Source organism: Dactylosporangium sp. CA-152071 (genome assembly GCF_050936335.1).
GTDB classification, from domain to species: domain Bacteria; phylum Actinomycetota; class Actinomycetes; order Mycobacteriales; family Micromonosporaceae; genus Dactylosporangium; species Dactylosporangium maewongense.
This window is the reverse complement of record NZ_JBNJMZ010000001.1, coordinates 1,028,693-1,051,077: the sequence shown is the minus strand read 5'-3', so window position 1 is coordinate 1,051,077 and position 22,385 is coordinate 1,028,693. Positions and strand designations below refer to the sequence as shown.

Genomic DNA, 22,385 nt, shown 5'->3' with positions numbered 1-22,385 from the left:
GTCGGACTGTAGACACGAATCATTCTCACGACGAGCGGGGTTGTCGCAGGCGCCCGGCGCTCGTCGTGCCTGGAAGTCGACGGCCGACCAATGGCCGACCAGCGCAGAACCAGCGCCGGACCAGCCGGCTCAGCATCTCCCACCGCCGCGGCGGCTCGGGTCGTCCGGCCCGCCTCGGCACGCCGGTAGATCACTGTCTTTTAGGGTGTTCAGGATGCCCACACCCGCGCCGATCGTTGCCCAGATCGGGCTTTCCGCACCCCGCGTCGCCATCGTCTTCGATGGAGGCGGCGCGTGGCACTACTGGGCGCAGCTGGCCATTCACGCGGCGACCCACCTGTGGGGCGGGCGAGGATTCCTCCTCATACCGCATGTGCAAGGTGAAGTAGCGCCAGCGCTGCTGCAGGCCGCGCGTACCTACGACCCGGACTACGTCGTTCTGCTCACCACCACGGTCGGCCAGCGTGAGCGTGTCACGCCCGGCGAAGTTCCGTTGCTGCGGGACGGCCAGCCTGCCGAGCACGAAGTACGGGCCCGCTCGGTTAAGCAGGTGGCCGATGACCCTGTTCCTGACGCCGACGGAGAGCGGGGCCGACGTGCTGTCGCCGAGGCGTGCTCGCCGTATCGTCGCCGAGCCTCCGGGGATGATGACGAAAACGTCTCGTCGCGCTCAGCCTCGATGACCCTGCCGAGCCGTTGACGCCGTTGGCCCAGATCCCGAAGGTGGCCGGCGGTCCGAATCTTTCGGCACCGCCCTCATGGGGCGGTGCCTTCGGTGTGGCGGTTGCGGCCCGGTGCGGCGCCTTCGAGGTACCCGAGGTCGGCGAAGATCCCGTGCTCAGTGACGAGGACTGCCTACAACTGGTGCGCTGGCTGGCGTTCAAGGGCGGCAGGTTCACCGCCTCCCCACCAGCGCGGCTGCTTGCTCCGTTCAGTGAGGGCGACGACCCCAACCGTGCCGGGGACCGCGTTCGAGCGCACGACCTACGGTCTCGGACAGGTGGGATTCGGATCCCGCCCGCACAACTCCACCATGATCACGAATGGCGGATCCGTACAAGTCCGGCCGCTCGCCGTTGTCGTATTCGATGTAGGTGTAGGTCGCCGTGCGCAGCGCCTCATAGGTGGTCGGCATGCCGTTGCGGGCATCCTGCACGTCAGGGTCGTCGACGCTGGTGCCTGGGCCGTGGTGCTCAATGAGCGAGCCGGTGCGCCGCGGTGCGGTCTGTCCGCCGGTGAGCAGGGTGAGAAGGCTGCGGCCGTTGACGTCGCCTGCGACGGGCGCGTCTCCGATGCGCTGGAACGTGGGGGCAAGGTCGATGTTCTGCACGATCTGGGGGCGGCTCGTGCCGGCAGGGACGCTGGGGCCGGCGATCACCAGCGGCACGACGACGTCGTGGTCGAACGCGGTCTGCTTGCCTTCCACAAGGGGTAGATCAGCCGCGTGCCGGTCGAGCGTGAGCAACGCCGCGCCGCCACGCGAGCGGTGACCCACCCGGCCCCGGCTGGGTTGCTGCCCGCCGCCGCGATCGACGGGAAGCTGTTGCACGGCACCCGCACCCCGGCCGGGCAGGTGTTCCTCGTCGCAGCGGTCACTCACGACCACGGGGTGGTCCTGGGCCAACGCCAGGTCCCCGGCAAACGCGGCGAGAACACGGTGATCGCCGATCTGCTGACACCCCTCGATATCGAACGGCCCGTTCCCCGGTCGGCGGACCGCGCCTACCTGGCCGCCCTGGCCGCGCTGACCACCCTGATCGAACAGATCGACGCCATCGAGCAGATCACCGACACTGCTGAAGCAGCACCCGTCACGGCTGTGCGGGGGACGTGGCGGGAGCGGGCGTCGGAGGTGGCACGTGGTGAGGAGGGGCCTCCTGGTCGGCGCCGACCGTGGATGGGGTGTCCCTCCGTGCGGCCGTCAGCATCGCGCCGCCGATCACCAGGGCCGCGCCCGCGAGTGTCGTGGGCCCGACCGGCTCGCCGAGCAGGACCGCGCCGAACAGCGTCGACCATAGCGGGACGAGATATGTGACGGACGCCGCCACGGTCGGGCCGGCGGCCTGGATGATGCGCAGGTTCAGGATGTAGGCGACGCCGGTGCCGACCGCCCCCAGCGTCACGAGCCCGAGGGCCGCCTGCGGGCCGGGCCAGCTGGGCGCGCCGCCGACGAGCGGGGCTACCAGCGCCAGCTGGAGTGTCGCGGTGCCGATCTGCATCACCGACAGCGTTGCTGCCGACTCCGCCCGGCCGGAGAGGAATCGGCGCGTGTACGCGAACCCGGCGCCGTAGCAGAGGGTCCCGCCGAGGCAGGCGAGCGTGCCGAGCAGCGGTGCCCCGGCGAGCCCGTCCCAGACGCCGAGCACGACGAGCACTCCCGCAAACGCCGCGACCAGGCCGACCATGCGGCGGGCGGTCGGCCGCTCCGCGGGGACCAGGACCAGCGCGAAGACGAACGTCGTCAGCGGGGTCGTGGCGTTGAACACGCCGGCGAGCACGGTGGTGATCTGCGTCTGCCCGTACGCGAACAGAGCGAACGGCACGGCATTGAGCAGCGCGGCGACGACGAAGGCATGGCCCCACACGACAGGGTCCCGGGACAGGGGCGCCCGCAGGACCAGGCAGCACACCGCCAGGGCCATGGCTCCGAAGGCGCAGCGCCAGAACGCGAGCCACACCGGCTCGACGCCGGCGGTGACCGCGACCTTGATGAACAGGAAACTAGACCCCCAGATCAGGGAGAGCGCTAGGAATGAGGGCAGCCAGCGGACGTTGCGCATGGACGGATCATGCGTCCGCGCCACATCATGAGTCCAACAAGTGGCACGCAGTGCACTATGAGGAGTGCTCATGCATCTGGCACAGCTCCGCGCCTTCGTCGCGGTCCTCGACGACGGCAGCTTCAGCGGCGCCGCGGCGACGCTCGGCATCAGCCAGTCAGCGGTGTCGCACACGATCGCCACGCTCGAGCGGACCCTCGGCCATCCGGTGCTGATCCGGCAGGGTGGGGTTCGTGCGACCGCCTTCGGTGCGGCGATCGCCGGGCACGCCCGAGCGGCGGTGGTTGCCGCAGCGGCGATCGGGATGCTGGCCGCCCAGCGTGACGGCCGACCGGCCGGCTCGATCAAGCTCGCCGCGCCACCGACGGTGTGCCAGGGCCTCATGCCGGGGCTGCTGGCCCGCTGGCGGGACGAACTGCCCGGCGTCGACGTGGCACTGTTCGAGGGTGAGGACGACGAGGTCGCCGAATGGCTCGCCGACCACACCGTCGATCTGGCCGTCGTCGTGGACCCACCACCCGGACCAGGTCATGTCCTCGCGGAGGATACGTTCCATGCGGTACTGCGTCGCGACCATCCCCTCGCCGGCGAGCACGCCGTCGGCGTCGCCGATCTGCAGGACGACGCGTTCCTGCTCTCGCGCGGCGGCTGCGAGCGGCACGTCCGCGAGGCGCACCGCCGCAGCGGCGTCCCGTTCGCGCCGACGCACCAGGTGCGGGAGCTGGGCACCCTGTTCGCGATGGTTCGGGCCGGGATCGGTGTGTCGATCGTGCCCGGGCTCGCCGCCGCCATGCTCGACCCGCGACTGGTGCTGGTACCGCTGCGGCCGGTCCTGGCCCGGCGGCTGGTGCTCCGTGGCGCCATCGACCGGCTGTGGCATCCGGCAGTGACCGCCCTGGTGGAGCACGCCGCAGCATGAGCGAACCTTGTGGCCGGCACTCTGTGCACCGACTACGCCCGGGTCAACGCGACGCGCTGTCGGCAAGCCGCCAACCAAATCGTCGGTCTGGTCGCACGGACCGCAGGGCGACCGAGACGTCGTCGCGATGGACGGCGTCGAGCCCGACGACGGAGTCGTAGAAAGGTGAGCGCCGCTGCAACATCGACGCCTGACCGACGCCGCCGGAGCACGCCGGGAGCCCCGCCGGTGCCGCCCGCCGCAGGCGACGAACGCGACGACCGTTGCGGCTGGCGCAACGGTCGTTCTCCGCGTGTCCGGCTTACCGGCGCGCGCTGCGCGTGACGCTGATGCCGAAGGCGAGCAGCCAGTAGCTCAGCAGTGCGCCGACGGTGGCGGTGCTCCCCCAACCGTTGGCGGCGTAGAAGTTCGCCGGGTCGTTGCCGAAGTAGATGGACGGGATGAAGGCGGCGCTGACGACGGCGAGCGTCACGGCGGTGACGCCAGTCCAGCGGGGCAGGATGCCGGTTCGCAGGACGAGCGAGCCGAGCGCGGCCAGGAACAGCGCCAGGGTGGTGCGGCCGATCGTGCCATACAGGATGTACGTGCCGGACACGTCGATCGTCGGGTCGATGGCCGTGTCAGCGGCGATGACTGCACCGGCCTCGAGGCCCATGGAGACGAGCGTGACCGTGATGTACATCAGGCCTGCCGCCGATACGAGCGACGCCGCCCATTCGTGATCGGGAGCGGCCCGGCGGACCAGTTCGCGCAGGCCGGTGACGAGGCCTGTGAACGCGACGAACGCGAGGATCCCGATGAGGATGCGCGTCAGCACGTTCCAGTCCGGCGGCGGGCCGTCGTAGATGAAGTACAGGGGCACCTCGACGATGAGCGCGATCGCCGTGAGGATCCCGCAGAGCCCGGTGACGCGACGCACGACTGCCTGGTTCATGATTCGAAGCCCTTCTCGTTTCGTTGACGGGCTTCAGTCTTTCCGGCGCGTTCGCGAATGTCGGTGGTCCTTCGATGTAGGTTTGTGGTGGACCTAAGACGTGTTTGGTAGGTCGGGTCAGAGCCATTCGTTGATCGCGGTGATGGTGACGGTGGCCTGGTAGCGCGTGGCGAGCTTGATGCCCCTATGGATGTCAAGGGGTTGAGGGGCTGGTGTCGGGTGATGAGTTGGTAGAGCTCGCGGGCGATGTAGCGCTTCAGGCAGCGGATGGCTTCGCGTCGGGTTTTGCCTTCGCTGGTGCGTCGTTCGACGTAGGCGCGGGTGCGTTGGTCCCAGCGGAGTCTGGCGAGGGTGATGGTGTAGAGGGCTGAGTTGGCGCGGCGGCCGCCGCCGCGGTTGAGGCGGCGGCGCTGTGTCTTGCCGGATGAGGCTTCGATCGGGCTGACGCCGCAGAGGGCGGCAAAGGGGCCTCACTGGTCATGCGTTCGGGGTTGTCGCCGACGGCGAGCAGGCGGTCGGCGGTCATGCCAGAGATTGCCGATCAAAGTCCGTAACCTGGCCGGATGATTTGTTGGCACCCGCAGCGTCGCGGAGGGATTCGTACAGGTGGCGGGTCGTAGCGTCAACTGTCGTCGGCGCTGCTGTGAGCGGGTGCGCTCGGTGCGGGCCGGGCAGATGATGCAGGCGCTGAGGGGGAAGCTGACCTCGATGACGTCCTGACCGTCTTGGCGGGTGGGGTTTCAGGTGGCCGAGTGGTGGCCTCGCGGGCAGATCGCTCGTTGCTGGTCGAAGTCGATGGTGGACGCGGTTCGGGCGTAGGGCTGTTGGTGCGGGCGTGGCGGGAGGAGTCGCCGCGCATCGGGGCGATCAGGCGGACCTGGTACTCGGTGCGGCAGGCCAGCAGGTTCGTGTTGGAAGGGTAACCGGCGTCCATGAGGTGCTCGGCCGGCAACAGATCCGCCGTCGGCGAGTTCTCCTCGATCACTGTGGTCCTGGGTTGGGAGTCGGCAGCGAGGGCGGCTTCGTAGGCGGCGACGGCCGCGGCGGCTTGGCCTGCCGGGTCGTTGAAGCAGTCGGTCGGCCAGATGCGATGGAACCTCCAGGTGCGAGACTCGGGCAGTCACTTGACGGCTCCTTGCATCAGCGCCTTGACGAAGTTGCGCTGGAAGATCAGGAAGATCGCCAGCGAGGGCAGGATGATCAGCAGGGATCCGGCGCAGAGAAGCACGATGTCGGTGCCGTACTGGCCCTGGAACGCGCCCAGCCCGCCGGCCACGGTCCGCTTCGTCGGGTCGTCGACGAGGACGAGGGGCAGCAGGTACTGGTTCCAGCTGGCGAGGAAGAAGAGCACAGACAGTGCGGACCACGCCGAGGTGGCGAGCGGCAGGTGGATGCGGCGGAACGCCTGCCAGGTGTTGGCGCCGTCGACCTTCGCGGCTTCGGTGAGCGCGGGCTCGGCGCCGAGAAAGTGTACGCGCATCCAGAAGACGCCGAACGGCATGAGCAGTCCGATGAGCGGCAGGACGATCGCCAGCCGCGTCCCGAGCAGTCCCATGCTGCGCAGGTCGTAGTACAGCGGGGTGATCAGCGCCTCGAACGGCAGGGTGAGTCCGACGAGGAGAAGACCGTAGATCGCCTTACCGAAGGGCACGTTCAGCTGAGCGAGGGCGTAGCCCGCGGCGGTGGCCATCGCGACCGTGGCCGGTACGACGCCAAGCACGATGAGGGTGCTCGAGCGGAACAGCGCGACGAAGTTCGCCGCGCTCCACGCGTCGACGAAGTTGTGCCAGTGCGGGTCGCTCGGCCAGCTGAGGCCTTGCGGCGTGCTGCCCGGCGCCGCCAGTGCCGTGGTGAACATGCTCAGCAGCGGCACCACGGCGAACAGCATCAGCGCGAGCAGGATCCCAGTGCGCGTTACTCGATGGGCGAGGCCCGATGTGGTCATTTCTCCCTCCCGAGACGCTGGATCGGCCAGATGACCACCAGCACGACGACGGCCAGGAACACCGCGAGCGCCGAGGCCTGGCCGACGTGCTGCTGCAGGAACGTCAACCGGTAGATCTGCACGCCGGGCACCATCGTCTGGTAGCCGGGACCGCCTTGCGTCGCGATCTGGACGACGTCGAAGCGGAGTGGTCGGCGGGGTGCCCTCAAGACGCCGGCCGGGTCCGCGCAGCGGTCGGTGCCGGGCCGGCGCTGTCCGTGACACGCCAGCGGGGCGGTAACGGGTGGGCCGGCGCTGTCCGTGACAGGCCGGCGAGGCTGGGCGGCGTGCCGGGCCGGCCAACGCGACGACACCCACCCGGCGCCGGTGTGGCGGGGTGGTGGCTCGGCTGTCCGCAGGCCGTGCGCGGGCAGCCGAGCCGAGGTGCGCTATGCGCCGACGTACTGGGCCAGGTGCTCGCCGGTCAGCGTGGAGCGGGCGGCGACCAGATCGGCAGGGGTGCCCTCGAAAACGAGGCGGCCGCCGTCGTGACCGGCGCCGGGGCCGAGGTCGATGATCCAGTCGGCGCGGGCCATGACGGCCAGGTGGTGCTCGATGACGATGACGGACTTGCCGGAGTCGACGAGGCGGTCGAGGAGCTTCAGCAGCTGCTCGACGTCGGCGAGGTGCAGGCCGGTCGTCGGCTCGTCCAGGACGTAGATGCCGCCCTTCTCCGCCATGTGGATGGCCAGCTTGAGCCGCTGGCGCTCGCCGCCGGAGAGGGTGGTGAGCGGCTGGCCGAGGGTGACGTAGCCGAGGCCGACGTCGGCCATGCGGTGCAGGATGGCGTGGGCGGCGGCCGACTTCGCGTGGCCGGCGGCGAAGAACGCCTCCGCCTCCGTCACCGACATCGCCAGGACCTCGCTGATGTCCTTGCCGCCCAGCTTGTATTCGAGGACGGCGGCCTGGAAGCGCTTGCCCTCGCACTCCTCGCAGACGGTGGCGACGCCCGCCATCATGGCCAGGTCGGTGTAGATGACGCCGTTGCCGTTGCAGTTGGGGCAGGCGCCCGCCGAGTTGGCGCTGAAGAGGGCCGGCTTCACCTTGTTGGCCTTGGCGAAGGCGGCACGGATCGGGTCGAGCAGGCCGGTATACGTGGCGGGGTTGCTGCGCCGGGAGCCGCGGATCGCGGTCTGGTCGACGGAGACGACGCCCGCGCCCTTGGGCACCGAGCCGTGGATGAGGGAGCTCTTGCCCGACCCCGCGACGCCGGTGACGACGACCAGCACGCCCAGCGGCACGTCGACGCTCACGTCCTGCAGGTTGTGCCGGCTCGCGTTGCGGATCGGCAGGGCACCCGTCGCCTTGCGCGGGTCGGCCTTGAGCACCGCCCGGTAGTCGAGGTGGCGGCCGGTGAGCGTGTCGCTGGCCTGCAGGTCCGCCACGGTGCCCTCGAAGCAGATCGTGCCGCCGGCGCCGCCCGCGCCCGGGCCGAGGTCGACGACGTGGTCGGCGATCGCGATCGTCTCGGGCTTGTGCTCGACGACGAGGACGGTGTTGCCCTTGTCACGCAGGCGCTGCAGCAGCCCGTTCATCCGCTGGATGTCGTGCGGGTGCAGCCCGACGGTCGGCTCGTCGAAGATGTACGACACGTCGGTGAGGCTCGACCCGAGGTGCCGGATCATCTTGGTGCGCTGCGCCTCGCCGCCGGACAGCGTGCCCGACGGCCGGTCCAGCGACAGGTAGCCGAGGCCGATCTCCACGAACGATTCGAGCGTCTGCTGCAGGGTCGTCAGCAGTGGCCCGACCGCGGGGTCCTTGATGCCGCGGACCCAGTCGGAGAGGTCGCTGATCTGCATCGCGCACGCCTCGGCGATGTTGATGCCGTCGATGCGCGACTCCAGCGCCGCCTTGTTGAGCCGGGTGCCGTCGCACTCGGGGCAGGCCGTGAACGTGACCGCCCGCTCCACGAACGCGCGCAGGTGCGGCTGCAGCGCCTCCTTGTCCTTCTGCAGGAACCCCTTCTGGACCTTGGGGATGAGCCCCTCATAGGTCATGTTGATGTTCTCGATCTTGACCTTCACCGGCTCCTTGTACAGGAAGTCGTGCAGCTCCTGCTCGGTGTAGTCGCGGATGGGCTTGTCGGCGTCGACGAAGCCGGACGCGGTGAAGATCCGGACGAGCCAGCCGTCGACGCTGTAACCCGGGATGGTGATCGCGCCCTCGCTCAGCGACTTGTCCCGGTCGAACAGCTCGTCGAGGTCGATGTCGTTGGCGGTGCCCATGCCCTCGCAGCGGGGGCACGCACCGGCGGGCACGTTGAAGCTGTAGTGGAACGACGGCCCGGCGCTCGGCACGCCGAGGCGGCTGAACACGATCCGCAGCATGGCATTCGCGTCGGTCGCGGTGCCGACCGTGGAACGGGAGTTGGCACCCATCCGCTCCTGGTCGACGATGATCGCCGTGGTGAGCCCTTCGAGCAGGTCGACGTCGGGCCGGCCCTGGCTCGGCATGAAGCCCTGGACGAACGCGCTGTAGGTCTCGTTGATGAGCCGCTGCGACTCCGCGGCGATCGTGCCGAACACCAGCGAGCTCTTGCCCGATCCCGACACCCCGGTGAACACCGTCAGGCGGCGCTTCGGGATGTCGACGCTGACGTCCTTCAGGTTGTTTTCCCTGGCCCCGTGGACCTTGATCAGGTCATGACTGTCTGCCTCATGCACCGGGCCACCATAGCCGGACCCACCGACATTTTCGGCCGCTACATTGCGCTGATGACACGTTGGGAGAAGGTTGACGATGTGGGCGCGGTGCTGCCGCCGAGCCCCTTCGAGGAGTTCGACGTCGAGTTCGATGCGGCTCTCGTACGGCGCGGCGACGTCCACGCCGACGGCGACTTCACCGGCGGCGACCTGTACAGGATGGCCGGCGTCGACAGCACGGACGAGCTGACGGCGTTCGTGATCGACGGCGACCTCACCGTCGGCGGCACGCTGGACCTCGACGAGGGCGCCCCCGAGACGTTCGCCCTCATGGTCACCGGCACGCTGCGGGCGGCCGTCGTCAGTGTCGACGCCACGATGCTGTACGTCTACGGCGGCGCCGTCGTGAGCCGCCTGATCCACTTCGCGACGACCGACGGCACGCTGTCGATCGGCGGCACCACCGACTGCCCCCTCACCATCTACGACGACGGCAACCTCGAGGTCGACAGCACCGGCCACGTCCTCAACCGCCGCTTCGGCGAGACCTCGCCGGACCTTGTGGACGGCCTGGTCGACGGCCTGGTCCGCGACGACGGCCGGGTCGACGACCGGCTCGCCCTCGCCTGGGCACGCGACGGCAAGCCGCTCCTGCGGCGGTAGGTTCACAGGTCGCGGCGGTGGAAGGCGAGGGCGGAGAGGGACAGCACGACGGCGGTCCAGATCGCGGCCCAGGCGACGTACGCGGGGGTCAGGCCGGTCTGGCTGAGGAACGGGTGGCCCTCGAACGCCTCGCTGAACTGGCTGAGCAGGGTCGGGTCCTGGAAGGCGTGCATCGCGCCGCGCCACAGGCCGTCGGTCGGCAGGAGCATCTTGGAGACGGTGCCGACCTGGGCGAGGCTCGCGTTGCCGAGGACCTCGCCGACGGCGCCGACGACGCCCGCGATCCAGGTGGCGCCGAAGAGGCCGACGGAGACGATGCCGGAGGCCATCGGTGAGATGACGGTCGACAGCAGCAGACCGAGGGTGAGCAGCGCCGCGGTCTGGGCGGCGAGCAGCGCCAGCCCCAGGAAGGGCTGCGGCGGCCAGTACCCGACCGTGGTCCGGACGATGAGCAGCTGCGCGAGGCCCGCGACGGCGACGAAGCCGCTGCCGAACGCGACCAGGCCCAGCCACTTGCCCACCAGGACCGCGGAGCGGCGGACCGGGCGGGTCATCATGGCCAGGGCGATGCCCGACTCGATCTCGCCGGCGAGGGTGGGGCCGGCGAGGAACGCGGTGCCGAGCGCGGAGATGAGGCTCAGCCCGAACATGACGAGGTTGAGCACGGTCGCGGCGGCCAGCCGGGACTCGCCGCTGGTGAGGCCGCCGAACGTGGCGTCGATGCGGGTGAAGCCCCAGGCGCTGAGCCCGAGCAGCAGGACGGTCAGCACGGCCAGGGACCGCAGCACCTTGCGCCGCGACGCCTCCTGCAGCGTGAGCGAGGCGATCGTCAGCACGGTCATCGGTAACCTCCGTGGAAACCCTCGGCTTCAGCCATGGGTAGGAAACGGAACCCGCGCGGAGCAGGGCAGGGAAAGTCGATCCGCGGCCTGGGCGGCCCGGCGTGTAGCCGCCTGTCACAGCAGGGTTCACTGATGTGTGTGCTAGCTTGCGACCAGTGACCAGGATGGTGAAGCGGGCGTTCAAGTACCGCTTCTACCCCAGCCCGGAGCAGGCGGCGGAGCTTGCTCGCACGTTCGGGTGCGTCCGGCTGGTGTACAACATGGCGTTGCAGGCCCGCACCGAGGCGTGGACGCTGCGGCAGGAACGGGTCAACTACAACGCCACCAGCGCGATGCTGACCGCGTGGAAGAAGACCGAGGAATTGGCGTTTCTCAACGAGGTGTCCTCGGTGCCGTTGCAGCAGGCCCTGCGCCATCTGCAGGTGGCGTTCACCAACTTCTTCGCCAAGCGGGCGAGGTATCCGACGTTCAAGTCCAGGAAGCGGTCGCGGCGTTCGGCCGAGTACACCACCAGCGCGTTCCGCTGGCGCGACGGTCGGCTCACCCTGGCCAAGATGGATGCGCCGCTGGACATCGTGTGGTCGCGTCCCCTGCCGGAGGGTGCATCCCCGTCCACGGTGACCGTGTCGCAGGACAGCGCGGGCCGCTGGTTCGTGTCCCTGCTCTGCGAAGACCGGGTCGAGCCCGTCCCGGCCACGGGCGTTGTCGGGGTGGACGCCGGGCTGGACAGTCTGCTCACTCTGTCCACCGGGGAGAAGATCACCAACCCGAAGCATGAACGCCGGGACCGGGCCGCGCTCGCCCGCGCCCAACGCAACCTCGCCCGCAAGGAGAAGGGCTCCGCGAACCGGGCCAAGGCACGGCTGAAGGTCGCCCGCGTCCACGCCCGGATCGCCGACCGCAGGCGTGACCACCTGCACAAGCTGACCACTCGGCTCGTTCGTGAAAACCAAACGATCGTGATCGAGGACCTGACCGCCCGCAACATGCTCCGAAACCACAACCTGGCCCGCGCTGTCAGCGACGCGGCCTGGCGGCAGTTCCGCACCATGCTGGAGTACAAAACCGAATGGCACGGCCGCACCCTGGTCGTGGTGGACCGTTGGTTCCCGTCGTCGAAGCTGTGCTCGGCCTGTGGTGCGCTCGCTGCGCGGATGCCGCTGCACGTGCGGTCGTGGACCTGCCGATGCAGGCAGACCCACGACCGTGACGTCAACGCGGCCCGCAACATCCTCGCGGAGGGGCTCTCCGTGATCGCCTGTGGAGGCGGTGTAAGACCTCAACGAGAGTCCTCTCGGACGAGGCGGTCGCCAATGAAGCAGGAACCCCAGCGGGCGACCGCTGGAATCCCCGCCTTTAGGCGTGGGGAGGATGTCAACGGTCCTCCGTCGAGGCGCGCAGGATGTCCAGGAGGCGTTCTTCCAGCGTGATCCGGGCCGGCTCGACAGCGTGGACCCGCACGCCGAGGCCGACCAGGTCGCTGACCAGGTCGGGGATGAGTGATTCGGCCGGATCCGCCGGCAGCGCGACGGTGAACTGGTCGCCGGCGGAGGTCACCGTGCCGGCCGCGGCGAGCCGGGCCGAGGCCGCCGGGGACACGCCGTCCAGGCGCAGGTGCAGGGACCGCCGGCCGAGCAGTTCGGGCAGCGTACCGGCGGCGGCGACCCGGCCCTTGTCCAGGATGACCACCCGGTCGCAGACGCGCTCGACCTCGCCGATGAGGTGCGAGTTGAGCAGCACGGCCACCCCGCGCTCCTTCAACGCCAGCAGCAGGTCCCTGACGTCGGCGCGGCCGAGCGGGTCGAGGGCGCTCGTCGGCTCGTCGAGCACGACGAGGTCGGGGCCGGCGACCAGCGCGACCGCCAGGCCGAGCCGCTGCTGCATGCCCTTGGAGAAGCCGCCGACCCGGTCGCCGGCGCGGTCCGCGAGCCCGACCATGGCCAGGCACTCCTTTTGAGAAGGCACGGGCACCGTGGCCCGGGCGAGCCTCACGTGCAGGTCGAGGACCTCCTGCGCCGTCAGCCAGGGTTGGTACCGGAAGAGCTCGGGCAGGTAGCCGACCCTGGCCCGGGCCGCCGGGTCCCGCGCCGGGCGGCCCAGCAGCAGCGCCTCGCCCGCGTCCGGCCGGACGAGCCCCAGCAGGATCTTGATGGCGGTGGTCTTGCCGGCGCCGTTCGGGCCGAGCAACCCCAGGACCTCGCCCCGCCCGACGGTGAAGGAGACGTCGGCGAGCGCGGTCTGCCGCCGGTACCGCTTGCGCAACCCGGAACACCACACGGCCGGTGACGCGTTCACCGGTCCCACCGCAGCCCGCGCGCCACCGACAGCACCTCGTCGGCGGACAGTGACCCGGCGACCGCGGTGACCACGCCGTCGTCGACCCACACCACGCCGGACATGACGCCGTCGCGGGTCGTGAGGACGGTCGCCGGCTTCCCGCCGACGTCGGTCGCGGTCGCCTGCTGCCCGGAGCGGACGATCATCGGCCACGTGGTGCCGCTGCCGGAGAACGCGCGCAGCTGCGAGGCGACCGACTCGGGCAGGCCCGGCAGCGACAGCAGGTAGTCGCGGGCGGTGTCGAACGGGACGCCGGAGGAGTACGCGACCGGCGCGACGACCCGGGCCACGATCATGGCCGGGGCGCTGCGCCCGCCGCCCTGCCAGACGAGGGCGAGGCCGGGCCCGGCGCTCAGCCGGAACTTGCTGCCGTCCAGGCCGGGCGGCGGCGGGGGCAGTGTCGCGCCGGCCGCCGCGGCCGTCTGTGCGGCCTTCTCCGCCGAGAACGTGAACACCGCGTTCGCCTGGTCGCCGACCTGGAACGTCGGGTCGCCGGTCACGCCGCGCGGCAGCCTGCCGGTCCGCGGCACGGACAGGCCCGTGATCGACGCGGCCGCGGCGGCGTCGCCGACCTTCCGGACGTTCGGGCCGTTGGTGACCTTCACGTCGCCGTACGCGGCCAGGTCGGGCATCGTGACCAGGTCCGCCTGGGTGACGGTGATCGGGGCGATCCGGTCGGTCCGGAAGATCTGCAGCCAGTCTGTGGCGGCCGCGGCGCTCGCGCCGGTGAGCAGCGCGACGGCGGCGACGGCCGCGACGACCGGGCTGCGCAGCACCGCCCGCCACCGGGGGTCGCGGGCGGCGGCCGGCACCCGGCGTGGTTCGCCGGCGGCGGTCAGGCGGCGCCAGCCGGCGTCGACGTCCGGGTCGGTGCCGACGTGCAGCGCCGCGCCCGCGAACGCCGCGTCCTCCCCGGCGGCGGCGAGCCCGGACAGGCACACGGGGCAGCCGGCGACGTGGTCACGATCGGTGTCGGCGACACCTTCCGGTTCGTCCAGCAGCCGGCGCAGCGTGCCGTCATTCGGATGGCGCATGACGGTTCAACTCCTTGCGTAGAGCGGACTCGGCGCGGCGCACGATCGTGCCGACGCTGCCGGGGGAGAGATCGAGGGCGGCGGCCACCTCGGCGTAGCTGAGGCCGCTGTGCCGCAGGACCAGGGCGACGGCCTGCCGGCGGGGCAGCCCGGCGAGCGCGGCACGGACCCGGCGGTGCTCGTCGCGCGTGACGACCGCGTCGGCGACGTCGGGTGCGACGGTGTCGGCGCCGCCGGCCGCCTCCTCCCGGGACGCCCGGCGCCGTCCGGACCGCAGCTGGTTGAGGGCGGTGTGTGCCGCGGCGACCGACAGCCAGCCGGGTGCCTCCGCCGCCGGCACCGACGAGCGACCGAACGACAGGAACACCTCCTGCGCCACGTCCTCTGCCTGGTCCCGGGATCCGAGCACGCGGGCGGCGACGGCCACGACGCGGGGATACGAGGCTCGGAACACCTGCTCGAGGTCGGTCCGCACGGCGTCCTTCCGTTCGGCCGGCCGGGCCGCGGCGACGGGCCAGACTAGCCTGACTTCTTCCTGCACACCTATTGAGCACCGCCGGGCCCGCGGATGTGACACCGTTGCGCGGGTGCTCGACGACATGGTGTGGGACTCGGTGCGGCTCCTCGACGCGCACCACCGCGCGGACGACGACCGGCCACGCGACTGGTTCGCGGTGCTGCTCGCGTTCGGGCGGCAGTTCGACGGGGCGGTCACGCACTTCCGCGACATCGACCTGTTGCGGCGGCGGCGGTTCGTGTACGGGTTCCCGGTCGCCCGGCACCCCGACTACGCGCGGCGACGCGGGTACTTCGACGGGCTGACGGAGTTCACGGCCCTGCGGACGTTCGACGAAGAGGCCGAGGACTTCGACGGCTATGACTCGGAGCTGGAGGACGGCTACGTCGAGCCGCTGCTGCTGTACTGCGACGCCGGCACCGCCCTGTGGCAGCGGATGGTCGACGCGGGCGAGCTGACCGGCGACGACACCGTCCCACCGCGGCCGGTCCCGCTGGTCGACGCCGTCCTGGCCGTCGCCGAGGCCGCCGAGCACGCCGGCGACGTGCGGCTCATCGCGCTCTGGTACACCCTGGGCCCGCACATCCTCGTCGGCGGCGAGGTGACCGCGGAGGTCGCCGACCAGGTGGGGCGGCTGCGGGAGATCGTGGCGCGGACCGGGGCGATGTCGGTGCCGCTGCCCGACGGGCACCGCCCGACCGACGAGCAGGTGCTCGCGATGGACGACGAGGCCGCGACGTGGTGGTACCTCTCGGTCACGGCGTAGAGGACCACCAGGTGGACGGGGACGTCACCGTGAAGCCGAGCGACTCGTACAGCGGGCGGCCCAGGCGCGACGCGGTCAGCGTGACCGGCACCCCGGTGAGGTGGGCGAGGGAGCCGAGCATGACGGCCCGCCCCACGCCGCGGGAGCGGAACTTCGGCGGGGTCCCGACCCAGTAGTGGCTGCCGAGCCCGTCGTCCAGGACGGTGACGCACGCGCCGGCGACCTCCCCGTCGAGGCGCGCGACGAAGACGTCCACCCCGGGCTGCTCGATCAGGGCGCTCGGGAAGAGTTCGCCGCCACGGTACGGCTCGAAGCGGCGCAGCTCGAATCCCTCGATCACGGCCCGCTCGGCCGCGTGCAGGTCCTCCTCGTCCCGCGCGCGGGTGACCTCCATGGCGGGCCCGTCCACCGGCCCCGGCCGGCGCAGCATGACCGGCATCTGCCAGGTGCGCATGCCGAGGTGGGTCAGGTCCGTGGCGCTGAACGGGTCCTCGACGTCCACCGGCCCGGCCGCCCGCGCCGCCAGGTCGGTGATCTCGGCGACCTCACCGGCGTCGAGCCCGGCCCGCTGGATCAGCACCCGCACGCCCGCCCGCGCGTCACCCACGACGGCGAGGTACCCGGGGCGGCGGACCACCTCGTGCCCGCGGGCCCGGCCGGTCGCGGCCCAGAAGGCGGCGGAGTTGCGCGCCTGCCGCAGCGGCGCCTCCTCGATCGTCGTCATGGTCCCCATCCTTGCCGAATCTTCACGGTTCCGGCGCCCCGCCCCCACCGGCCGCCGTTACCGTCGCGCTGGTGCCCCTGACGTTCCCCACCCACCCCGCCGCCGTGCTGCCGTTGAAGGTGTGGCGGCCGCGCTGGTTCGACGGGGTCGCGCTCGTCACCGGGTCGGTGGCGCCGGACCTCGCGTACGTGCTGGACGGCTCCGGGCTGCCGGTCTGGCCCCTGTCGCACCAGCTGCCCGGGCTCGTCGTGTGGTGCCTGCCGGTCGCCGTGGCGGTCGCGTGGCTGATCCGGCGGGCGGCGCCGGTGCTCGCCGCGCACCTGCCGGGGTCCGGCGACTACGGGGTGCTCGGACCGCACCGGCCGAGCTGGCCGGTCACCGTGTCGTCGGCGCTGCTCGGCGCGGCGAGCCACCTGGCGCTCGACCGGCTCGAGCTCGCGGTCCCCTGGTCGGAGTACGTGATGCATGTGCTGGGCGCGCTCGGCCTGGCCGCGACGGTCGGGTGGATCCGCCGCGGCCGGTTGCTGCGACGCTGGCACGGCGACCCGCTACCGCGGCGCCGGCGGCCGCCGCTGTTCTGGACGGTGGCCTGCGCGGTGACGCTGCCGCTGGCCGCGCTCACGCCGCTCCTGCCCGGGGCGTCGCTGCCGCACACCACCGGTGCCAGGCTGCTGTGCGCGGTGGCCGCGGGGCTGCTCGCCGCGTCGTGGGCGGTATCGTCCCGGTCGTGACGGCTGTGCGGGGGTTCCTGGTGCCCGGCGAGGACTCCCTCGAATGGTGGTGGCGGCTGCGGGCGCAGCACCGCGGGACCGGGCTGTGGCCGGTGCTGATGACGCCGGAGACGCCCGAGGAGTTGACGCCGTTCCGGATTCGGACGCCGGAGGAGGAGGCGGCCCTGCGGTACGACGGCGCGGCGCTCCTCGCGGGGTGGTTCGAGGGGCGGCTCGCCCGGTACGGCGGCGACTACGCCGACACGCTCCGCGCCGAGCTTCGTGGTGAGGGTGAGTGGCGGCCGCGGCCGGAGCTGCCGGGGTTCGGCGTCGCCGAGTACGCCGAGGAGGTGTTCGTCGCGCTGGTGCCCGTCGCGGCGCCGTGGCAGGTGCCGCTCGCGCTGCACTGCGGCGGGTGGAACGAGTACCCGACACCGGCGGAGCACGCGGCGATCCTGAAGCACTTCCACGCCCGGTACGGCGCCGAGCTCGTCGCGATGACCGGCACGACCGCCGAGTTCACCGTGAAGTGGCCGCCGCGGGACCGGGCCGGCGCGCTGCGGCTCGCCGCGGAGTACCGGGTGTACAACGACGGCGAGTACGACTACTACGGCGCGGACACGCTGACCGACCTGGCCGTCAGCCTCAGCCACGCGACGGTGTGGCGCGCCTGGTGGGACTGAGCCCGGCTACGCGGTCAGGACGACCCGGCCGACCTGGCCGCCGGTCTCGAGCTCGCGCAGCGCGGCCGGGGCCTCCGCCAGCGGGAACGTCGCCGCGACGTACGGGCGCAGCCGGCCCTCGGCGGCGGACCCGAACAGTCCACTGAGGACGGTGCCGGCCCACGCCGGGTCGGGCGGGCCCGCGGCGAACAGGTCGGCGGTGGCGGCCCGGCGCCCGGGCGACGCCGCGGCCCACGCGTCGAACTGCGCGGTCAGCGCGGCATGCCGGTCCGCGGGGTCACCGGTCGCGTCGCGGGTGAAGTTGTGCCCGTACGACACCAGGATCCCGGCGGGGCCGAGCTGGTCCCACGACTCCGCCAGGTTCGGCCCGCCGATCGAGTCGAACACCGCGTCGACGCCGTCCGGCGCGAGCTGCCGTACCCGGGCGGAGACGTCCTCGGTCCAGTGGTCGACCGGCTCGAAGTCCAGGTCCGTGGTCTCGGCGAGCTGGCGGGTGCTGGACACGCCGATGACCCGCACACCGGCCTGCCGCGCGAGCTGCACGAGCGTCGTGCCGACCCAGCCCGGCGCGCCCGGCACCACGACCACCTGACCGGGCTGGACCCGGGCGACCTCATGCAGCATGAACCGGGCGAGCAGGCCGGGATAGGCGAGCGCCACCGCGTCGACGGCGCCGAGCGGCTCCGGCACGGGCGTGAGCGCGCCGGCGTCCACGGTCACGTGGGTGGCCCAGGCGCCGCCCGGCACGACGGCGGCGGCGCGCCGGCCGACGAGCCGCGGGTCGGCCGCGTCGCCGGTCGCGGTGACGACGCCGGCCAGGTCGCGACCCGGCACCATCGGGTATGCGCGGCGGTCCAGGCAGGTGCCGCGCCGCATCAGCATGTCGTCGAAGGACATGCCGCTCGCCTCGACCTCGATGAGCACCTCGTGCGGCGCCGGCACGGGCACCGGCCTCCGGCGCACCAGCATGCCTTCGGGCTCGACGGGACCGGGCAGGACGATCTCGACGGCGGGCACGCCGGCCACCGTACGCTCGCCTCGCCGTCGCGGAAAGGCGCCTCGAGCGGTCCTGTAGCGGTCCTGTAGCGGTGCCGCCGCGCTTTACTGGTACAGCGGCGGCGGAAATTCCGGGCTTCCCGGTTTCCGGTGCGGCCCGTGCGGTAAACCGAGGGGTATGGCTGACGGATACTCGTTCGTCGTCGTGGCGAACCGGCTACCCGTCGACCGCACCACCGACGAGCACGGCGAGACCCAGTGGACGCGTAGCCCCGGTGGGCTGGTGAGCGCCCTCGAGCCGATCGTGCGCAGCTCCGGCGGCGCATGGGTCGGCTGGACCGGCGCCTCCGACGACGACACCGGGCCCGTCCAGATCGACGGCATCCAGCTGCGCCCGGTGCCGCTGAGCGCCGAGGACGTCGACCGCTACTACGAGGGCCAGTCCAACTCGACGGTCTGGCCGCTCTTCCACGACCTCGTGGAGCAGCCGGTGTACCGCCGGGACTGGCGGCAGGCGTATGAGGAGGTCAACCGGCGCTTCGCGCACGCCGCGGCGGACGTCGCGGCGGAAGGCGCCAGCGTGTGGGTGCACGATTACCAGCTGCTGCTCGTGCCGGCGATGCTGCGGCGACTGCGTCCGGACCTGCGGATCGGGTTCTTCCTGCACATCCCGTTTCCGCCGGTGGAGCTCTTCATGCAGCTGCCGCGGCGGGCCGAGCTGCTGCGCGGCCTGCTGGGTGCCGACCTGGTCGGGTTTCAGCGCCCCCTCGCCGCGCAGAACTTCCTGCAGCTCACCGACCGGCTGCTCGGCCTCCGCCCGTCGGGTGATTCCGTGGTGTACGAGGACCGCACCGTCGTGGCACGCGCGTTTCCCATCTCCATCGACATCACGGAGATCGACCGGCTCGCCGCGTCGCCCGAGGTGCAGGAGGCGGCCGGCCGGCTGCGCTCCGAGCTGGGCGGCGACCGGCGGATGCTGCTCGGCGTCGACCGCCTCGACTACACGAAGGGCATCGAGCAACGCGTCGAGGCGTTCGGTGAGCTGCTGTCCGAGGGCGCGGTGTCCAGCGACGAGGTGGTCCTCGTCCAGGTCGCCACCCCGAGCCGCATGAGGGTCGCGCAGTACCAGCAGCTGCGCGAACGGGTCGAGCGCGAGGTCGGCCGGATCAACGGCGAGTTCGGCGAGGTCGGCACGATGCCCGTGCACTACCTGTTCCAGAACCGGTCCCGCGAGGAGCTGGTCGCCCTGTACCTCGCCACCGACGTCATGCTCGTCACCCCGCTCCGCGACGGCATGAACCTCGTCGCGAAGGAGTTCGTGGCCGCCCGCCGCGACGCCCTCGGCGCCCTGGTCCTCAGCGAGTTCACCGGCGCCGCCGCCGAGCTCGACGAGGCGTTCCTGACCAACCCGCACGACGTCGAGGACCTGAAGCGCGCCATCCTCGCCGCCCTGGCCTCCCCACCCGCCGACCGCACCACCCGCATGCGCACCATGCGCGCCCGCATCCAGTCCCACGACGTCGACCAGTGGGCCCGCGAGTTCCTGGACGCCCTCGGCGTCCCCGTTCACCAGTAGCCCGGCAGCACCCCGCTGACCAGGCCGAGGTCTTCCTCACACTGCCCGGCCGCCCAGAGCCACGCGCGCGGAGCCGGCCCGTCGATGCGCACCAGCAGCCCCGGCGCCGCGTACCAGCGCACAGGCGACACGGTTTCGCCGGCCCACATCGGATACTCGGGGAACGGCAGCGGGCGCAGCCGCGTCAGGACACCCGCCAGCACGTCGGCGGTCAGGTCACCGGCGCTGAGGATGTGCTTCGTGCCGAACAGCGACTCGCTCAGCACCATCTCGACCGCAGCGAGCGACACTCGGTCCAGAAACGGCAGCCACGCCCGATCTGTCGGGCCTGTTTGATAGACGACCGGCGGGTCCGCCCACCGGAGATCGTCGCGGCGGATGCCCCAGTGCGCGCAGGACTGGTTCTCCCGCCGGAAGACCAGCACCTCTCCGGTCTCGTCCCAGTGGCACTCGCCGGGCCGTAACAGGAAGTCCTGCCTGCGGGTCAGATCGTCGCGCCGCCCGATCAGCCGGTACATCTCGCCCAACACCTGCGGCAGCGGCACGCCGGCCGCCCCGAGCGCCTCCCTGCTCACCCCGTCACGGTCTTCGAGCGGCGCGGCCCACCCCTCGACGAACCGCCGCACGAACACCCACGCCTTTCCGGCGTCGCTGGCTCCATCACCCATCGCGGCGACCGCGTCGAACCCTGCAAGCACGCCGGAGTGTAACGGTTGGGGCAGCGGTGGGTCATCTGGCGGGCGCGGGCTGGACGGGGGTTTGGGGCGTTGGGAGAATGGTGGGGCAGCGCCTACCGGGGGGAGGCGGCACGTGCCACGACCCTACTTTTCTTTGTCAGCCCCAGATTCCAGCCGGTCCACGGTCCCTGGCTCGATCGATTCGCAGGCGCGTCTCGCGGCGTCGGCCGCTGCGTGGGAGCGCCGGCGTGAGGAGAGGCGCCGGGTCAGGGCGGAGTTCGCCGAGGCCCGCGCACACGGGCTGCGGGCCCGCCACGCGGCGAAGCTGACCCGCCTGCGCAACGCCCGGGTGCTGGCCGGCGAGCCCGCGTCGCCGCCGTGGTCTGCGGTGCGTCCGGCGGCCGTGGGGTCCGGTTCGGCTCCCGCTGGACCCGAGGGTGCCGCTCGTCCGGCAGCGGTGCCCTACGTGGCAGTCATGCGGTCATGCCTGGCCGCCCGCGAGGAGGTCACCGAGGGCGGACATGGCACGGGAGTTGCCGGCGTCGGCCGCCCGGCGGAGCCAGCGCTCCGTCTCGTCGACGGCGCCGCGGTCGCGGAGGAGTTCGCCCAGGCTGCACATGGCGAAGTCGTTGCCCGCCTCGGCGCCCCGGCGGAGCCAGCGCTCCGCCTCGTCGACGGCGCCACGGTCGCGGAGGAGCCCGCCGAGGCTGTCCATCGCGTAGGTGCTGCCGGCCTCCGCCGCGCGGCGGAACCATGTCTCAGCCTGGCCGGCGTCACCGAGGTGGACGAAGAGGCTGCCGAGGCGGCTCATCGCGTATTCGTCGTCGCCGGCGCGCCGGTACCAGGCCTCCGCCTCGGCCGGGTCATCGCGGGCCCGGCAGAGGTCACCGAGGTTGCAGATGGCGACGACGTAGCCGGTGCCGGCGGCGCGGCGAAACCAGGTCTCGGCACCGGCCTGGTCCCCGCGGTTCAGGTGGAGATCGCCAAGGGTGCTCATGGCGAAGGGATCACCAGCGTCAGCGGCGCGCTTGTACCAGAACTCGGCCTCGGCCGTGTCACCGCGCTTCCGCAGCAGGTCGGCAAGCTTCACCATCGACAGCGTGCGCCCAGGGTCGGCGGCGACGGCCCGCCGGTGCCACGCTTCGGCCTCACCCGGGTCGGCGGGCGGCTGGTCGGCAGCAGCAGCGGCGCGGTCGGGTCGCAGCCAGCGGCGCCAAGAGCTTCGGCTCACACCAGCCATCGTCGCGCACCCCCGCCACTGCGAGCATCGCCGCCAACGCCGCACCGCTGCCCCGCGCCGCCCCCGAGACCGCGGCCAACGCTGCGGCCGTCCAGCAATTGGGGTGCAAGCCGTGCCGAACACCGCACGGTTGCCGCGCGCCGCCCCCGAGGCGGTGCCGTGGCTGGGTGTGGCCGTGGCGAGTGCTGTGCGGTTGTCGCGCGCTGCCGCCGAGGTGGTGCCGTGGCTGGGTGTGGCCGTGGCGAGTGCTGTGCGGTTGTCGCGCGCTGCCGCCGAGGTGGTGCCGTGGCTGGGTGTGGCCGTGGCGAGTGCTGTGCGGTTGCCGCGCTGCCCCCGAGGTGGTGCGGCGGCTAGGTGCGGC

At 71.8% G+C, this 22,385-nt stretch carries 22 protein-coding genes and 1 pseudogene; 8 read left to right on the top strand and 15 right to left on the bottom strand.

Annotated features, from left to right (window positions below; all coding sequences use genetic code 11):
• Positions 1-214 precede the first annotated feature (214 nt).
• Positions 215-700, top strand: coding sequence for a hypothetical protein (locus tag ACQEVZ_RS04140; RefSeq protein WP_354905593.1), 486 nt, complete (start codon positions 215-217; stop codon positions 698-700).
• 231 nt (positions 701-931) lie between these two features.
• Here the strand turns inward: ACQEVZ_RS04140 and ACQEVZ_RS04135 are convergent, their stop codons facing one another.
• Both ACQEVZ_RS04135 and ACQEVZ_RS04130 read right to left on the bottom strand, forming a co-directional pair.
• Positions 932-1,606: a sulfatase/phosphatase domain-containing protein gene (locus ACQEVZ_RS04135; RefSeq protein WP_433361509.1), complete on the bottom strand. Its 675-nt coding sequence runs from the start codon at positions 1,604-1,606 to the stop codon at positions 932-934.
• Between the two features lie 205 nt (positions 1,607-1,811).
• Positions 1,812-2,780: a DMT family transporter gene (locus ACQEVZ_RS04130; protein ID WP_344510802.1), complete on the bottom strand. Its 969-nt coding sequence runs from the start codon at positions 2,778-2,780 to the stop codon at positions 1,812-1,814.
• Between the two features lie 70 nt (positions 2,781-2,850).
• On the opposite strand from ACQEVZ_RS04130, the gene ACQEVZ_RS04125 reads away from it, so the two are divergent.
• A complete protein-coding gene (locus ACQEVZ_RS04125) occupies positions 2,851-3,699 on the top strand; it encodes a LysR family transcriptional regulator (RefSeq protein ID WP_354905598.1) in 849 nt (282 codons plus the stop codon).
• A gap of 301 nt (positions 3,700-4,000) precedes the next feature.
• On the opposite strand, the gene ACQEVZ_RS04120 is transcribed toward ACQEVZ_RS04125, so the two are convergent.
• The 5 genes and pseudogenes from ACQEVZ_RS04120 to ACQEVZ_RS04100 form a co-directional block, all read right to left on the bottom strand.
• Complete coding sequence (locus ACQEVZ_RS04120; protein WP_344510798.1) at positions 4,001-4,633, bottom strand: hypothetical protein; 633 nt, start codon at positions 4,631-4,633, stop codon at positions 4,001-4,003.
• Between the two features lie 179 nt (positions 4,634-4,812).
• A pseudogene (locus ACQEVZ_RS04115) lies at positions 4,813-5,153 on the bottom strand (transposase); the annotation flags it as partial.
• Between the two features lie 600 nt (positions 5,154-5,753).
• Complete coding sequence (locus tag ACQEVZ_RS04110; RefSeq protein ID WP_433361504.1) at positions 5,754-6,578, bottom strand: carbohydrate ABC transporter permease; 825 nt, start codon at positions 6,576-6,578, stop codon at positions 5,754-5,756.
• Positions 6,575-6,787, bottom strand: coding sequence for a hypothetical protein (locus ACQEVZ_RS04105; RefSeq protein WP_433361501.1), 213 nt, complete (start codon positions 6,785-6,787; stop codon positions 6,575-6,577). Before ACQEVZ_RS04105 ends, ACQEVZ_RS04110 begins: the two co-directional genes overlap by 4 nt.
• A gap of 219 nt (positions 6,788-7,006) precedes the next feature.
• Entirely contained in the window at positions 7,007-9,280 is a 2,274-nt protein-coding gene (locus ACQEVZ_RS04100; RefSeq protein WP_433361498.1) for an ATP-binding cassette domain-containing protein, read from the bottom strand.
• A 51-nt stretch (positions 9,281-9,331) separates the two neighbouring features.
• Between ACQEVZ_RS04100 and ACQEVZ_RS04095 the strand changes: the two genes are divergently transcribed.
• The gene (locus ACQEVZ_RS04095; RefSeq protein ID WP_433361495.1) at positions 9,332-9,922 is read left to right on the top strand and encodes a hypothetical protein; all 591 of its coding nucleotides are present in this window, start codon (positions 9,332-9,334) and stop codon (positions 9,920-9,922) included.
• 2 nt (positions 9,923-9,924) lie between these two features.
• Here the strand turns inward: ACQEVZ_RS04095 and ACQEVZ_RS04090 are convergent, their stop codons facing one another.
• Complete coding sequence (locus tag ACQEVZ_RS04090) at positions 9,925-10,764, bottom strand: ABC transporter permease (protein WP_433361492.1); 840 nt, start codon at positions 10,762-10,764, stop codon at positions 9,925-9,927.
• Between the two features lie 164 nt (positions 10,765-10,928).
• Here ACQEVZ_RS04090 and ACQEVZ_RS04085 point away from each other — a divergent pair, with 164 nt between their 5' ends.
• Positions 10,929-12,194: an RNA-guided endonuclease InsQ/TnpB family protein gene (locus tag ACQEVZ_RS04085; RefSeq protein WP_433376614.1), complete on the top strand. Its 1,266-nt coding sequence runs from the start codon at positions 10,929-10,931 to the stop codon at positions 12,192-12,194.
• Here ACQEVZ_RS04085 and ACQEVZ_RS04080 read toward each other — a convergent pair.
• Genes ACQEVZ_RS04080 through ACQEVZ_RS04070 form a run of 3 tightly spaced genes read right to left on the bottom strand, consistent with a single transcriptional unit; the run spans position 12,139 to position 14,610 of the window.
• Positions 12,139-13,059, bottom strand: coding sequence for an ABC transporter ATP-binding protein (locus tag ACQEVZ_RS04080; protein ID WP_433361489.1), 921 nt, complete (start codon positions 13,057-13,059; stop codon positions 12,139-12,141). The genes ACQEVZ_RS04085 and ACQEVZ_RS04080 overlap by 56 nt on opposite strands.
• Positions 13,056-14,135: a hypothetical protein gene (locus tag ACQEVZ_RS04075; protein WP_433361486.1), complete on the bottom strand. Its 1,080-nt coding sequence runs from the start codon at positions 14,133-14,135 to the stop codon at positions 13,056-13,058. Before ACQEVZ_RS04075 ends, ACQEVZ_RS04080 begins: the two co-directional genes overlap by 4 nt.
• Positions 14,119-14,610 (bottom strand): sigma-70 family RNA polymerase sigma factor, encoded by a 492-nt coding sequence (locus ACQEVZ_RS04070; RefSeq protein ID WP_433361483.1) that lies wholly within the window; start codon positions 14,608-14,610, stop codon positions 14,119-14,121. Before ACQEVZ_RS04070 ends, ACQEVZ_RS04075 begins: the two co-directional genes overlap by 17 nt.
• 112 nt (positions 14,611-14,722) lie before the next feature.
• Here ACQEVZ_RS04070 and ACQEVZ_RS04065 point away from each other — a divergent pair, with 112 nt between their 5' ends.
• Positions 14,723-15,418: a hypothetical protein gene (locus ACQEVZ_RS04065; RefSeq protein ID WP_433361480.1), complete on the top strand. Its 696-nt coding sequence runs from the start codon at positions 14,723-14,725 to the stop codon at positions 15,416-15,418.
• Here the strand turns inward: ACQEVZ_RS04065 and ACQEVZ_RS04060 are convergent.
• Positions 15,408-16,142 carry a GNAT family N-acetyltransferase gene (locus ACQEVZ_RS04060; RefSeq protein ID WP_433361477.1) on the bottom strand — a complete coding sequence of 245 codons (735 nt, stop codon included), beginning with the start codon at positions 16,140-16,142 and terminating at the stop codon, positions 15,408-15,410. The genes ACQEVZ_RS04065 and ACQEVZ_RS04060 overlap by 11 nt on opposite strands.
• A gap of 71 nt (positions 16,143-16,213) precedes the next feature.
• Here ACQEVZ_RS04060 and ACQEVZ_RS04055 point away from each other — a divergent pair, with 71 nt between their 5' ends.
• Both ACQEVZ_RS04055 and ACQEVZ_RS04050 read left to right on the top strand, forming a co-directional pair.
• Complete coding sequence (locus ACQEVZ_RS04055) at positions 16,214-16,873, top strand: DUF4184 family protein (protein ID WP_433361474.1); 660 nt, start codon at positions 16,214-16,216, stop codon at positions 16,871-16,873.
• Positions 16,870-17,535, top strand: coding sequence for a DUF4253 domain-containing protein (locus ACQEVZ_RS04050; protein WP_433361471.1), 666 nt, complete (start codon positions 16,870-16,872; stop codon positions 17,533-17,535). Before ACQEVZ_RS04055 ends, ACQEVZ_RS04050 begins: the two co-directional genes overlap by 4 nt.
• 6 nt (positions 17,536-17,541) lie before the next feature.
• On the opposite strand, the gene ACQEVZ_RS04045 is transcribed toward ACQEVZ_RS04050, so the two are convergent.
• Positions 17,542-18,552 (bottom strand): zinc-binding dehydrogenase, encoded by a 1,011-nt coding sequence (locus ACQEVZ_RS04045; RefSeq protein WP_433361468.1) that lies wholly within the window; start codon positions 18,550-18,552, stop codon positions 17,542-17,544.
• 157 nt (positions 18,553-18,709) lie between these two features.
• Between ACQEVZ_RS04045 and ACQEVZ_RS04040 the strand changes: the two genes are divergently transcribed.
• A complete protein-coding gene (locus ACQEVZ_RS04040) occupies positions 18,710-20,107 on the top strand; it encodes an alpha,alpha-trehalose-phosphate synthase (UDP-forming) (RefSeq protein ID WP_433361465.1) in 1,398 nt (465 codons plus the stop codon).
• Here ACQEVZ_RS04040 and ACQEVZ_RS04035 read toward each other — a convergent pair.
• Together ACQEVZ_RS04035 and ACQEVZ_RS04030 are read right to left on the bottom strand one after the other, a co-directional pair.
• Positions 20,098-20,805 (bottom strand): hypothetical protein, encoded by a 708-nt coding sequence (locus ACQEVZ_RS04035; protein WP_433361462.1) that lies wholly within the window; start codon positions 20,803-20,805, stop codon positions 20,098-20,100. The genes ACQEVZ_RS04040 and ACQEVZ_RS04035 overlap by 10 nt on opposite strands.
• Positions 20,806-21,265: 460 nt before the next feature.
• Positions 21,266-22,015: a tetratricopeptide repeat protein gene (locus ACQEVZ_RS04030; RefSeq protein ID WP_433361459.1), complete on the bottom strand. Its 750-nt coding sequence runs from the start codon at positions 22,013-22,015 to the stop codon at positions 21,266-21,268.
• Positions 22,016-22,385: the final 370 nt, after the last annotated feature.